Annotated in this window: 6 protein-coding genes; all 6 read right to left on the bottom strand. The window is 72.2% G+C overall.

The annotated features are described in order from the left end of the window. Positions 1-63 precede the first annotated feature (63 nt). On the bottom strand, positions 64-1,752 hold the full coding sequence (locus tag ACA089_RS00800; protein WP_372012511.1) for an ATP-binding protein: 1,689 nt from the start codon (positions 1,750-1,752) through the stop codon (positions 64-66). Next, the gene (locus ACA089_RS00795) at positions 1,739-3,265 is read right to left on the bottom strand and encodes an ATPase domain-containing protein (RefSeq protein WP_372012509.1); all 1,527 of its coding nucleotides are present in this window, start codon (positions 3,263-3,265) and stop codon (positions 1,739-1,741) included. Before ACA089_RS00795 ends, ACA089_RS00800 begins: the two co-directional genes overlap by 14 nt. 255 nt (positions 3,266-3,520) lie before the next feature. Beyond that, positions 3,521-3,844, bottom strand: coding sequence for a YkgJ family cysteine cluster protein (locus ACA089_RS00790; RefSeq protein WP_372012507.1), 324 nt, complete (start codon positions 3,842-3,844; stop codon positions 3,521-3,523). Then, positions 3,832-4,509 (bottom strand): class I SAM-dependent methyltransferase, encoded by a 678-nt coding sequence (locus tag ACA089_RS00785; protein WP_372012505.1) that lies wholly within the window; start codon positions 4,507-4,509, stop codon positions 3,832-3,834. Before ACA089_RS00785 ends, ACA089_RS00790 begins: the two co-directional genes overlap by 13 nt. Positions 4,510-4,638: 129 nt before the next feature. Next, the gene (locus ACA089_RS00780) at positions 4,639-4,899 is read right to left on the bottom strand and encodes a hypothetical protein (protein WP_372012502.1); all 261 of its coding nucleotides are present in this window, start codon (positions 4,897-4,899) and stop codon (positions 4,639-4,641) included. Beyond that, entirely contained in the window at positions 4,896-13,619 is an 8,724-nt protein-coding gene (locus tag ACA089_RS00775; protein ID WP_372012499.1) for a GH36-type glycosyl hydrolase domain-containing protein, read from the bottom strand. Before ACA089_RS00775 ends, ACA089_RS00780 begins: the two co-directional genes overlap by 4 nt. Positions 13,620-13,994: the final 375 nt, after the last annotated feature.

Raw genomic sequence — 13,994 nt, 5'->3', positions numbered from 1 at the left:
TCCGGGGCGCGGCGGCGCGGGCGCACAGTGTGGCGCGCGGACTCAGTCCACCCACGCGCGCACTCACCCCTCCGCGCGGCGGTGCTCCCGCGTCCCCAGCACCCGCGCCAGCGCTTCGCGCAGGTCGGCGACGCCGTACGGCTTGCGCAGGATCTCGATCCCCATCGCCTCGGCCTCCGCGCCGGTGGCCCCGGCGTAGCCGCTGGTCAGCAGCACCGGCAGCGCGGGATGGCGCTGGCGGAGCTCGCGCGCCAGTTCGATGCCGCTGGTGCCGCCAGGCATCATGATGTCGGAGAACACCAGTTCGACCGGCCGGCTGTCGGCCAGCGCCCCCAGCGCGGCCTTCGCGCTGGCCGCGTGGACCACGCCGTAGCCGAGGTTGCGCAGCATCTCGCCGACGAAGGCGGCGACCTCGGCATCGTCCTCCACCAGCAGCACGCAGGCGCCGGGCCCGGCCTCGGCGACGGGCGCGTCCCCGCTGGCGACGGCCTCCTCGGCCATGGCCTGGCGCGATCGCGGCAGGCGCAGGATCACCGTGGTGCCCTGCCCCGGCGCCGACTCGATCGCCACCGAGCCACCGGACTGGCGCGCGAAGCCGTACACCTGCGCCAGCCCCAGGCCCGAACCCTTGCCGATGTCCTTGGTGGTGAAGAACGGCTCGAACACGCGCGCCTTGACCGCTTCGGTCATGCCGGCGCCGGTGTCGCGCACCGCGAGCTCGACGAAGTCGCGCCTCCCGTCCCCCTCGGCGGCGAGGTTGCGGCCGGAGATGGACAGGGTGCCGCTGCCGGCCATGGCATCGCGCGCGTTGACCGCCAGGTTGAGCAGGGCCAGTTCCAGCTCGCCGGGGTCGACCACCACCGGCCACAGCTCCGCCGGCAGTTCCACCTGCAGCTGGATGTCGCCACGCAGGCTGCCGTGCAGCAGGTCGGCCATGTCCCCGACCAGCCGCGGCAGGCGCACGGTCTCCGGCCGCAGGGCGCGGTTGCGCGAGAACGCCAGCAGCTGCCGGGTCAGCCCGGCGCCGCGCTGGGCGGCCTGGCGCATGCCCTGGACCAGCCGGGCGCGGCGCTCGGGGGTGTCGTTGCGCTCGAGCATCTCCAGCCCGGCGGTCACCACCATCAGGATGTTGTTGAAGTCGTGGGCCACGCCGCCGGTGAGCTGGCCCAGCGACTCGAGCTTCTGCGTGCGCCGCAGCGACTCCTCCACCCGCGCCCGCTCGGCCATCTCCTCGCGCAGCTGCGCGTTGAGCGCGCGCAGCTGGGTGGTGCGCTGGTCCACCAGCGCCTCCAGGTTGGCCGCCGCGGCCTGTCGGGCATCGATCAGCTCACAGATCTCCAGCTGGCGCCGCCGCGCGCGCAACGCCGCCTGCATCACGCTGACCAGGGTGATCGGCTCGACCGGCCTCTCGATCAGCGAGACGTTGCCCAGCCGCCGCACCTGCTCGCCCCGCCACGCCGCGACCTTCGGATGCAGGTGGTGGCTGGTGAGCATGGCCAGCGGCAGGTCCGACCATGGCGGCTGCGTGGCGACCCAGTCCGCCAGCCGGTCCAGGTCCTGTCCGAACAGCCCCTCCTCGGCCAGGAACGCGGCGCCGGCGCCCTCGTGCAGGCACTCGACCAGCGCGTCGTAATCCTTGCAGACACAGGCGGCGATGCCGGCGCGTTCGAGCAGGCCGGACACGGTGGTTGCGTCCCGGCCGATCGGCGCCAGTACCAGTACCCTCAGCGCGCTGGCCTCATTCCTCAGCATCGGGGCCCGCCTGCAGCAGCGGGTCGGCATTGCCCAGGTAGGTCGGCGTCCCCGAGAAGATGCCGCTGAACTCGCGCAGCGGGGGTCCCAACACCAGGCCGCCGGCACCCAGGCGGAACTCGCGGATGCTGTGCTCATGGTCGCCGCTGCGCTTCTTCACCACCGACAGCGCGCGCCGGACGACGCCGCCATGTTCGAAGTAGCGCAGCATCAGCACCGTGTCGCTGAGGTAGCTGATGTCCACCGGCGTTTCGGCCGGTCCGACCAGTCCGTGCTGGGCCAGGATCATGATGCTCAGCACGCCCTGCTGGCCCAGGTAGCTGAGCAGTTCGTGCATCTGCAGGATGAGGAAGCGGCCGTCCGGCATCGCATTGAGGTAGCCATTGAGGCTGTCGATGATCACCAGCCGTGCCCGGTCTTCCTCGACCCGCGCGCGGACGATGGCGGCGAACTCGCCCGGCGACATCTCCGCCGGGTCGATCTGCTGGAACAGGATGCGGCCGCTGTCCAGCGCGGGCTGCAACGGCAGCCCCAGCGTTCGGGCGCGCGCCTGGAGCGTGCCGCGCCCCTCGTCGAAGGCGAAGATCGCGGCGACTTCGCCGCGTTCGGCCGCGGCGATGGCGTAAGTCAGCGCCAGCGAAGACTTGCCGACGCCGGCGGTGCCGATCAGCAGCGCGTTGGTGCCGCGTTCCAGGCCCCCGCCCAGCAGCTTGTCCAGTTCGGGGTTGCCGCTGGGCGTGCAGTCGCCGGCGAAGCTGGCGTGGTGCTCGGCCGCGACCAGGCGCGGGTAGATCTCCAGCCCGCCGGTGGTGATCTTCATGTCGTGGAAGCCGCCGCGGAAGCCGATGCCGCGCATCTTCACCACCCGCAGCCGGCGGCGCTCGGCGCCGTAGTCGATCGCAAGCTGCTCCAGCAGGACCACGCCGTGGCAGATCGAGTGCAGTTGCAGGTCGTTCTCCTGCGCGCTCATGTCGTCCAGCAGCACTACCGTGCACTGGCGGCTGGCGAAGAAGTGCTTGAGCGCGAGCACCTGGCGGCGGTAGCGGAGCGAGTTCTGCGCCAGCAGCCGCAGCTCGGACAGGCTGTCGATCACCACCCGGCTCGGCGAGGCGTCGGCGATCCTGTCCAGGATCAGCCGGGTCGTCTCGGCCAGCTCGATCTCGGCCGGGTGCAGCACGGTAATCTCCCGGCCCGGGTCGAGCGTGGTCTCCGGCGGCACCAGCTCGAACACGTCCACGCCCGACAGATCCCAGCCGTGGCGGCCGGCGACCAGTTGCAGCTCGCTCTCGGTCTCGGACAGGGTGATGTACAGGACCCGCTCGCCGTGACGGGCGCCCTCGAGCAGGAATTCCAGTGCCAGTGTGGTCTTGCCGGTACCGGGCCGGCCCTCGTAGAGGTACATGCGGTCGGCGTCGAGCCCGCCGCCGAGGATGTCGTCCAGCCCCCTGTTGCCGGAGGAGATCCGCGTTCCAGCAGGGTCGGCGGCGCCGGTGGGACGGGAACGGCTTTGCATGCTGGCTCCTTCTCCTCGTGTGGGCGTGCGCGGTGCGGTGGCGCCGCCGCCGCATCGGGCGGCCGCGTCCGGCACTCGCGTCGAGCGCGCCCATGGCGGTGCGCATCGCCCGAACGGGAGCGCCGCCCCGCCCCGACGTGCCGCACTGTGAACCGGTCGGCGTGAAGGAAGCATGGCGCGCCGATCGCGCGCCGGACGGGCCGATGCCGCGGGCGGGTGCACGAAGGACCTGGGTGGCAACGTCTCCAGCGCGGGTCACTCCACCCGCGCTGGAATGCGCCGCGCGCGATCGCGGCGGCGGTCGATGCGCAATGCGCGGCAATGCGGGCCATCCATGGCGAAACGCCGGCACGCCTGGGGGCGGCGCTCGTAGATCCCGCAACCCATCCGTGCGTGATCCAGCGCCAGGCACCAGCCATCGGCATCCTGCGCCATGGCCCGGGATCCATCGGCCAGCCCCGCGGTCAGCTCCAGCGGGACCTCGTCCCCCGGCTGCAGCACTGCGGTCAGCCGGCAGCACAGGGCCGCGCACCGATCGCAACGGATGGCGGGCGCGGCCAGCGCCATTACGCCGTCCATGGCGCATCCGGCGCGGTGCGGCTGTAGTGCAGCAACCGCCCGCGGTAGGGGGGCTGGTCGCGATCGTCCATCGGGCAGCACTCCTCCACCAGGCTGAAGCCGCGCTCGCCCAGCAGCCGGCTGAAGCGGCTGCTGTTGCCACGGCCCGGGTCTGTCACCAGCACCTCGGCCGCCGGATACGCATGCCGGTCGATGACCCCGGCCAGCAGTCCGCTGTGGCCGACCTCGTAGAGCACATCGCTGGCGATGATCAGGTCGAAGTGCCCCAGTGCAGGCAGCGGCACGTCCCAGCGCAGCTGGCGGTAGTGGACGGCCGGCAGCGCATTGAGCGCGGCGTTGTAGGCCAGGAACGGTTCGGCCAGCGGATGCACGTCGGAGGCGACCACGTCCACGCCGCGCTGTTGCAGCACAAGGCTGGCCAGGCCGATCCCGCAGCCCAGTTCCAGCACGCGCTTGCCGGCCACCTCGAAGCGCTGCATCGCCTGCGCCAGCAGCCGCCCGGACGGCCACAGCTGGCCGAACAGGCTCCATTGAGCCGATGAAATGCCCAGCCGCGCGCCATGCCCGTCCGGATCCGAGAACTGCTGCTTGTCGCTGAGCACGCGCAGGCGCCATACGTGGCCGCCGACGGAGACGCACTGCTGGCGCGTGGAATAACCGGGCATTGGGGGGCTCCCGTCAGGCGCCGCCCGCGACGACGGGCGGCTCACGCATGGATGGGAGCGAAGCGGAGGACCATGCCTGGGGCATGGCCGTGCGGGACGCGCGGCGCAGGACGTGCCTGCACCGGCATGCTACTCCATGTGCACGCCTTCGCGCCCCGGAAGGAAGCCTGTGCCGCCCGGGGGCAAGGCCGCCGCATTCGCGTCAAGCATCTCCTGCAGCCGCTGGCGCACGTACGGACGCTGCGCGGCGTCGGCCTGAACCAGGATTTCACCCGCGAGGGCGTCGAACTGCGGCCAGAACTGCGCCGGATGGCGCAGTCGGGCCAGCCACGGCGGCAGCATGCAGGCCAAACGGCCGATCGCCTCGTCCAGGGAACTTCCCGCGCTCATGCCACGCCACGCGGCCAGCACACCTGGACCCGGTGGACCGCCCCGTCGTCCACGAGCGGGAAATCCAGCCCCGGCTGGTCGCAGCCGTCCAGCCGCAGCCCCGGCATGCGGGCATCACTCTGCATCACCTCGATGAGGTAGGTGCTGCGCCCGTGGCGGTAGCGCAGTTCGTAACGGTCCCAGTCGGGCGGCAGGCAGGGATCGAGCGCGAGGCGATCGCCCGTGCGCTTCAGCCCGAGCAGCGATTCGAGCAGCAGCCGGTACATCCAGCCCGCCGAGCCGGTGTACCAGGTCCAGCCGCCGCGGCCGACGTGGGGCGCCACCGCGTACACGTCGGCTGCCAGCACGTACGGTTCCACCCGGTAGACCGCGGCGGCCTGCGCGTCGCGCGCATGGTTGACGGGGTTGATCATCCGGGCCAGCTCCCACGCGCGCGCCGCATCGCCATGTTGGGCGAAGGCCATCGCCGCCCAAACCGCCGCGTGGGTGTACTGTCCGCCGTTCTCCCGCACGCCGGGAACATAGCCGCGGATGTAGCCAGGGTCGTTGGAGGTGCGGTCGAACGGCGGGTCCAGCAGCTGGACGAGGCCCGCATCCGGCCGCACCAGGTGCGCGTACAGCGAATCCAGCGCGCGCCGCGCGCGCTCCGGATCCGCCGCGCCGGACAGCACCGACCAGCTTTGCGAGATCGAGTCGATCCGGCACTCGTCGCCCTGGGCCGAACCCAGCGGGGTGCCGTCGTCGAACCACGCGCGCCGGTACCACGCGCCATCCCAGGCATGGGCCTCCAGGCTGTCGCGCAACCGTCCGGCCTGGTCGTCGCACCAGGCGGCGAAGGCTGCATCGCCGCGATCGCCGGCCAGCCCGCCGAAGCGCCGAAGCGCGTCGTACAGGAAGAATCCAAGCCACACGCTCTCGCCGCGACCGGCCTCGCCCACGCGGTTCATGCCGTCGTTCCAGTCGCCGGTGCCGATCAGTGGCAGGCCACGCTCGCCGAGCAGGCTGCAGCCCCGCTGCAGCGCCAGCACGCAATGCCGGTAGAGCGTCTCGCGCAGGTGCGAGGGCAGCGGCATGTCGTAGTAACCCTCCTCGTGGGGGCTCACCGGCCTGCCATCGACGAATCCAACGACCTCGTCCAGTACGCTCGCGTCGCCGGTGGTGTCCAGGTAGCGGCATGCCGCCTGCGGCAACCACAGGTAATCGTCCGAGCAGCGGGTGCGCACGCCGCGCCCCTGCGGCGGGTGCCACCAGTGCATCACGTCGCCCTGCGGGAACTGGTGGGCCGCGCACAGCAGCAGGTGCTCGCGCATCAGCGCCGGATCGGCGTGCACCGTGGCCATGCTGTCCTGGAGCTGGTCGCGGAAGCCGAACGCCCCGCCCGACTGGTAGTAGCCGCTGCGCGCCAGGTACCGGCAGGCCAGCGTCTGGTAGATCAGCCAGCCGTTGGCCAGCGCGTCGACCGCCGGATCGGGCGTGCTCACCTGCACCGCCGAGAGCAGCCCGCGCCAGTGCACGCGCACTGCGTCCAGCGCATCGTGCGCACGTTGCGCCCCGGCGGTCCGGCGCGCCAGCGCCAGGGCCTCTTCGTGGTCCTTGCCCACGCCCAGGCGGAACACGACCTCCTGCTCCTGCGCTTCGGCCAGGGCCAGCGGCACCTGGATCGCCGCGCAGGGGTCCAGCCCGGCGCCGGTCCTGCCCGACAGGCGTTCGCGGCGCAGCGCTGCCGGGTCGTTCAGGCTGCCGTTCCGGCCGAGGAACTCGGTGCGGTCGGCGGTGTGGGTGCAGCCCACGGCATCCGTGTCGAAGAACGCGACCCGGCCACCGAATTCGGTGTTGTAGGGATTGCGCGCGAACATCCCCCCGGTTGCGGTCTCGCGCTCGCTGACCACGTGCATCTGCGACTTCGCCCGCAGGTCGCCCAGGACCCACTCCACGTAGCCCGTGACGGAAAGCCGCCGCGGCCGTCCCGACAGGTTGCGCAGCCGCAGCACCGAGAACTTCACCGCGTCCTCGACCGCCACGTACACCCACAGCTCGCTGGCGATGCCGTCCTCGAGGTGCTCGTAGACCGTATAGCCGAAGCCGTGCCGGGTGCGGTAGTCGCCATGGCCGCGGCACGGGAGCGGCATCGGCGACCAGACCCGGCCGCTCTCCTCGTCGCGCAGGTAGAACGCCTCGCCGCCGGTATCGGAGACCGGATCGTTGTGCCAGGGCGTCAGGCGGAACTCGTGCGCGTTCTCGAACCAGGTATAGCCGGGCGAGCTTTCGCTGACCACCGTGCCCAGCCGTGCATTGGCCATCACGTTCGACCATGGTGCGGGGGCGGGCATGCCTTCGCGCGACACCACCAGGTACTCGCGGCCGTCGGCGGTGAAGGCGCCGAAGCCGTTGTCGAACAGGCGCCCTTCGGCCAGCGGCAGGAACGGCCAGGGGTCCTCGTCGCCGGGATCGTCCGCGCGCGCCGGGGGCAGCCCGTCGGGCGGCACCGGCGAAGCCGGGTCGGGCTTCGTCAGCGGCGCGCCCTCGGGCAGCAGCGCGGCGATGGGCCGCTCGGCCGGCGCATGGCGGCCGACCTGCGCTGCCAGCGTGCCGTGCTCGTCGCTGATGATGGCCCGCGCCACCGCCTGCAGCAGGATGCGGTCCTCCTGCGACATCAGCTGCGCCGGACGCACGAATATGCCGCCCGGCCGATCGAGGATGTTCGACTCCGGGTCGGCCGCCACCATGCCCAGGATCTGGTCCTGAAGCTGCTGCCGGTAACCGTCCTTGCTCTCGTTCCAGATCACCAGATCCGCGCGCAGGCCCTTCAGGCGCCAGTACGCGTGCGCCTGCACCATCTGCCGCACCAGCTCGATGTTCTCCGAGTCGGTGACCTTCAGCAGCACGATCGGCAGGTCGCCGGAGATGGCGTGGCCCCACAGGCCCGACTGCCCACGCTGGTTCTGCAGCAGCACCTCGGCATCGGCGCGCAGCAGGGGATTGGCGTACAGCACCAGTCCGGCCAGCCGCTCGTAGAGCTGGGCCTCGGCCTGGGTGGCATTGATCTGGCGGCGCACCACCTGGCTGTGGGTCCACGCCAGGTCGAACACGCGGTCCGCCAGGCGCCGGTCGCGGTACTTGTCGACCAGGCCGGCGCAGGCCTCGCGGTCCGCGCCCACGCCGTAGACCATGTCGACCATCACGGTCTGTTCCGGCGCCAGCTCGATCCGGCAGCGGATCGCCACCACCGGATCCAGCACCGAGCCTTCCGAATCGGAAAGGGCCTCGTCCCCGGTCAACGCGCGCGGGGCCCGCGGCGTGTTGCCCCGCCCGAGGAAGCGCGCCCGGTCGGTCTCGTAGGAGATCGCGCTGATGTCGCCATCGTGCACCGCGATCAGGTGGAACATCCACGGCGGCACCTCGTCGCTGGCGCGCGGCCGGCGGGTGCACAGCAGCGCCTGCTTGGGGCGCACGATCTCGGTCCGCACGAACAGGTTGCTGAAGGCCGGGTGCGCCTCGTCGGCGATCGCCGGCGCCAGCACCACCTCGGCGTAGGTGGTGATTTCGATGGTGCGCGCGCGCCGGCTGCGGTTGCTCAGGCGCAGCCGGCGCAGCTCGATGTCGTCCTCGGCCGAGATCGCGATTTCCAGGTGGCTGTCGAATCCGCGGCGCGTGCCGCGGAACTCGGCCTTGGCATCGGAGAAGATCGCCTCGTACTGCTCCAGTGCCACGCCGGTGGGCTGCAGCGCCGCCGACCAGAACTCGCCGCTCTCCACGTCGCGCAGGTAGCAGAACGTGCCCCAGTGGTCGCGGGTCCCGTCCTCGCGCCAGCGCGTGGTGGCCATCTCGCGGTGTCGGCTGTAGCCGCCGCCGGCGTGGGTGAGCATGCCGTGGTACCGGCCGTTGGAGAGCAGCTGCACCTCCGGGCGCGCGGCGGCGGGATTGCGCTGGACCCGCAGCTGGGTCTCGGTTTCCGACGAGGCGACCCGCGCGCCCAGCACCTCCGCCTCGTGCGGATGGAACACCCCGGTCTGCGGGATGCGTTCCTGCAGCAGCAGCAACGTGGCCTGGAACTCGGCATCGGCGACGAAGCGCCGCTGCATCGGCTGGCCACGCAACAGGTGGTCCAGCGCCAGCAAGCCCATGCCCTGGTGATGGGCCATGAACGAACGGATCACCACGCAGTCCTGCCCCGGCGGTACCCGCGACGGGGTGTAGTCGATCGCCTCGTACATCCCGTAGTGCCCGGCGAAGCCGAGCGCCGCCAGCCGCTGCAGGTTGTGGCAGGCCGCCTCCGGCGCGACCATCAGCGCCATCATGCTGGCGTAGGGCGCGATAACCACGTCCTGGCCCAGGCCGCGCTTGAGCCCCAGCCCGGGCACGCCGAACGCGCGGTACTGGTAGTTCATCCGCGCATCCACGGCGTTGTAGCCGGATTCGGAAATGCCCCAGGGAACCGCCAGGCTGCGGCCGTGCAGGATCTGCGCCTCGACGGCATGGCGGGAAGTCTGGTCCAGCAGCGTGTCCGGGTAGCTGGGCATCACCAGCTGCGGCATCAGGTACTCGAACATCGATCCGCTCCACGACAGCAGCGTGGCGTAGCCGTTGACCTCGGTCAGCAGCCGGCCCAGCGCGAACCAGCTTTCCTGCGGCAGCTGCCCCTGGGCGATGGCCACGAACGTGCAAAGCCGCGCCTCCGATGCCAGCAGGTCGTAATAGCCGCTGTCCAGGCGGTGCTCTTCCAGGTTGTAGCCGATCGCCAGCAGGTGCCGGGCACGGTCGTAGAGGAAGCCGTAGTCCATCAGCGAGAGCTGGCCGGCGACGTGCGCCAGCCGCTCCAGCTGGTGGATGCGTGCGCGCGCCCGCGCCCCGCCCGGTGCATGCGGCGCGCCGGCCTGGAGCTCGCGCAGGGTCGGGATCGTCGCGTCGGCCATGCCCGCGGCGGGCGCAGCCGGATCGTCGGGGAAGAACGCGGCCAGCTCGGCGATGGCATCGAGGCAGGCCTGGTGAAGCCTGTCGGGCCAGTGCGGCGCGCCCCCCGGCTCCGGGGCGGGCCAGCAGGCGAGGATCGCCGCCGCATGGGCGGCCAGTCCAGCCAGTGCCTCCCCGGCCTTGGCGGGGGTCGAGGGGGGCTGCGCCAACCGCGGCGCGAGCGCGGCGCGGAACGCGGCCACCGCGTCGGCCCGCGCGGCGTCCGCCGGCGGCGCGACGGGCGCGCCGGTTTCCAGCGCCTCCTCCAGCACGGCCAGCGTATCGGCCAGCCCGTCGAACGTGTGCGGCGCCAGGACCGGGGCGTCGGCCAGCGCCAGCAATCCCTGGCGCAGGGTCAGCAGGTGCCCGGCCAGGTTGCCGCTATCCACCGTCGACACGTAGTGCGGCGGCAGCGGCCTCAACGTCTCGGTGTCGTACCAGTTGTAGAAGTGGCCGCGGTGGCGGGGCAGCCCTTCCAGCGTGTCGAACACCCGGCGGGTCCGCTCCATCACCCCGTCCATCTGCAGGTAGCCGAAGTCCCATGCCGACAGGTTGGCCAGCAGCGACAGGCCGATGTTCGTCGGCGAGGTGCGTCGCGCGACCACCAGCGCGGGGTGCTCCTGGATGTTGTCCGGCGGCAGCCAGTGGTCCTCGGCGCGCACCCAGGTCTCGAAGAACCCCCAGGTGCGTCGCGCCAGCCGCCCCAGGAACGCGCGTTGCGTCGCCGACAGGTCCGCGCGGCGCGCCTCCGGCCGGCCCAGCCAGGCCATCAGCGCGGGCGACAGGACCCAGAGCAGCAGCACCGGCGCGGCCACCGCCAGCCCCGCCGGCCGCAGCGTGGACAGCAGCACGGCCACGCCGAGTGCGAACAGCGGCGCCGGCGCCATCGCGCGCCATTCCGCGCCTCGGTCGGCGCCGAGGCTGCGCTCCACTTCGCTGGACGGATCCCACTGCAGCAGGTGGCGGCGGCTGGCCAGCAACCGCCAGAGCGTGCGCAGGATCGCGCCCAGGCTCACCAGGGCCTCGTAAGGCAGGCACGCCAGGTTCACCGAGGCGCGCAGGAGCTGGCGCGCGGTGGCCTTGCCCACCTGCGCCAGGTGCGCTTCCAGCGGCATGTCCGCCGGGACCGCCAGCGCGTTGCGCAGCGCCGGCAGCACCACCGGCAGGAACCACAGCGCCAGCACCCAGGCCGTCCAGGCCAGCGGCCGCGGCGATCCGGTCCAGCCCAGCAGCAGCAGCGCCGTGGCCGCCGGCGCGACCAGGCTGCGGCGCAGGTTGTCCAGCAGCTTGCCGCGCGAGAGCCAGCTCAGCGGATTGCGCTCCACGCCGCCGCCGCGGCGCGGCACCCATGGCAGCAGCCAGGGCAGCAGCTGCCAGTCGCCGCGGATCCAGCGATGGCGGCGCCTGATGTCGGCCGCGTAACGTTCCGGATAGTCCTCGAACAGGCGCACGTCGCTGACCAGGCCGGCGCGCGCATAGCATCCCTCGAGCAGGTCGTGGCTGAGGATGCGGTTGTCCGGGAAGCGGTCGGCCAACGCGTATTCGAACGCGTCCACGTCGTAGATGCCCTTGCCGACGAAGGAGCCCTCGCCGAACAGGTCCTGGTACACGTCCGACACGGTGCGCGTGTACGGATCGATCCCCGGCTCGCTCCCGAACAGGCGCGCGTAGCGCGAGCTGCGGCGCCCGCCCAGGCTGGTGCCGACGCCGGGCTGGAGGATCCCGTAGCCGTCCACCACCGTGCGCCGCCGCGGGTCGAAGCGCGGCTGGTTGAGCGGGTGGGCCAGGGTGGCGACGAACTCGCGCGCCGCGTCGCGCGGCAGGCGGGTGTCGGTGTCCAGGGTGATCACGTACCGCACCTGGGCCAGCACCGCGGTCTGCCCGACCACGCGCATGAACCCGTCGTCCGCGCGGCCGCGCAGCAGGCAGTTGAGCGCGGCGAGCTTGCCGCGCTTGCGCTCGTGGCCCATCCACCGCCGTTCGGAGGGGTTCCACTCGCGTGCGCGGTGGAACAGGAAGAAGCGGTCGCCCGTTTCCGCCGCGTAGCGGCCGTTGAGCCGGTCGACCTGCGCGGCGGCGTGGGCAAGCAGCGCCTCGTCGCCCGGCATCGCCTCGCGGTCGGCGTCGAGGAAGTCGGTGAGCAGGGCGAAATGCAGCTGGGCATCGCGGTTGGCGAGGAAGCGTACCTCGAGCCCCTCGACCAGGGCGTCCACCGCGCCGCGACCGGTGAGCATGCTCGGCACCACCACCAGGGTGCGGAACCCGTCGGGGATGCCGCGCGAGAAGTCCATGCGCGGCAACGGCCGCGGCGCGACGCGAAGGGTCGCCGTCCAGTTGACCAGGACGATCCCCAGCTCGCTGAACACCACTACCGCCAGCGCCGCTGGCAGCCAGGCCGCCAGCGTGCCCGTGCCGGTGGCGAGCAGGCCCCAGCCGCACAGCGCGACAATCAGGGCGATCGGGCCCAGGTAGGCCCACAGCGGCACCTGCCGCGGCGGCAGCCCCGCGGCGCGGTAGCCAGGGGCCAGCGACGCGACGCCGGCCTGCGTGCGGTCCACGCCGCGGTCCACCAGGTAATAGCCAACGTGCGCCTCGCGCGCCTGCGGATCGTCCGCGGCGGCGGCGCGGGCCAGGTCCAGCGCCACCCGGGCGACCTCTTCCTCCCGCGCGCCGCTGCGCCGGGCGATCTTCTCGACCACGTGCCGGTAGGCGTCGCGGGTGCCGAAATCCATCCACGCGTAGGTGCCGGACGGATCCTCGCGCAGGCGGTGCTCCACCACGCTCATTTCCTCGACGAACTCGCGCCAGTCCATGGTCGCCAGGAAGCGCAGGCTGCCGATGCTGTTGCCGATGGAAACCTGATCGGCCGCCTGCTGCTGGCTTTCCAGGTGGATCAGCTCCTCGATCCGCTGGCCGCCGTCGGCAGCCCACTGCTCCAGCCACACCAGCGGCATCGCCAGCACCGACCCCTGGCCCTGCAGCGCGCGGGTCAGCTCGGCCACGAACGCACCGCTGAGCGGCGGCTGCGAGCGCGCCATGTCGGCCACCACCAGGACCACGTCCTTCGGGTTCTGCACGGCCGTCTGGTTGAGCGCATCGGCCCACACCGCGGCCAGCCGCCGGTCGGCGCCGTTGCGCATCACCCGCACCGCCATGCGCCGCAGGTTGTCGATCAGCGCCAGCCTGAGCATGATCGGCACCGCCCACAGCTCGCCGAGCTTCAGCGGCGTCACCTCCTGGTAGGCGGCGACGAAGCGGCGCAGGGCCTCGGCCTCGATGCGGCCGTCGCCGTGGGCGATCGCCTGCACCGACAGGTCGTAGACCCGGGGCAGGCCGCGCGAGGGCCCCTGGGAGAGGGACGGCAGCTCGCGGCTGTATCCGCGCGGCAGGTGCCGGCGCGCGGTGTGGATCTGTTCCTCGAGCAGGTAGAAGTTGTCGAGCAGCCACTCGCCGGCTGGTGCGAGCCGCATCTCGTCCTGGACCATCGCCGTGAGCAGGTCCGAGGCGTCGTCGAGCAGGCGCTCGTTGTCGTGCAGGCGTTGCAGCAGCCGCTCGGGACCCGGTTGCGCGAGCACCTGGTGCGACCGCGCAAGCACCCGCCCCTGTACTTCCATCTGCTCGACGTTGAGCAGCTGCGCGCGCAGCGGCGCGTCATCGGGTCGCGCGAGGGGTCGCGCGAGGCGCCCGGCGGCCGCGCGTGCGCGCCAGCGGCGCCAGAGGCGGCGGCGCAGGCGCAGCCATCGGCCGAAGATCCGTCTTGCCTGGGGCATGTGGTGTCCGGTGGGGGCCAGGCATCTGCCTCGGAGCCCATCCTTGCACTGCAGGCGGTGGCCGCGCGTGAATACCGGCGAGCACCGGGCCAGACGCTTCGCGATTCCATGGCCCACGCGTCCCGCGGTCCAGGCGCCCATGCCTGCCATCTCCACCCTCGATGGCCCAGCGAAGGTGCCTTGGCGATGGCGCAGCGATGCACGCCCCGGCCATCCGTGGCCGCCCCCCGGCGGCGATCCGCGCGCGATCCTGCCGCGCAGCACCAGAACGGCGCGAGCGGCAGGCGCCGCCGGAAGAATGCGATCGCAACCGCTCGAAGGCGCGCCCACCCGCATGGACAGTTGCCGCAGCGACGCCCGGGGGCGGGCCGTACA

This window comes from Pseudoxanthomonas fibrivorans (assembly GCF_041464125.1).
Taxonomy (GTDB): domain Bacteria; phylum Pseudomonadota; class Gammaproteobacteria; order Xanthomonadales; family Xanthomonadaceae; genus Pseudoxanthomonas.
The sequence above is the reverse complement of the archived record's forward strand: the minus strand, read 5'-3'. Positions and strand labels throughout refer to the sequence as shown.

Coding starts and splice junctions, on each gene's coding strand:
- ACA089_RS00780 (WP_372012502.1), bottom strand. CDS start 4,899: ATGAGCGCGGGAAGTTCCCTGGACGAGGCGATCGGCCGTTTGGCCTGC.
- ACA089_RS00790 (WP_372012507.1), bottom strand. CDS start 3,844: ATGGACGGCGTAATGGCGCTGGCCGCGCCCGCCATCCGTTGCGATCGG.
- ACA089_RS00775 (WP_372012499.1), bottom strand. CDS start 13,619: ATGCCCCAGGCAAGACGGATCTTCGGCCGATGGCTGCGCCTGCGCCGC.
- ACA089_RS00795 (WP_372012509.1), bottom strand. CDS start 3,265: ATGCAAAGCCGTTCCCGTCCCACCGGCGCCGCCGACCCTGCTGGAACG.
- ACA089_RS00800 (WP_372012511.1), bottom strand. CDS start 1,752: ATGCTGAGGAATGAGGCCAGCGCGCTGAGGGTACTGGTACTGGCGCCG.
- ACA089_RS00785 (WP_372012505.1), bottom strand. CDS start 4,509: ATGCCCGGTTATTCCACGCGCCAGCAGTGCGTCTCCGTCGGCGGCCAC.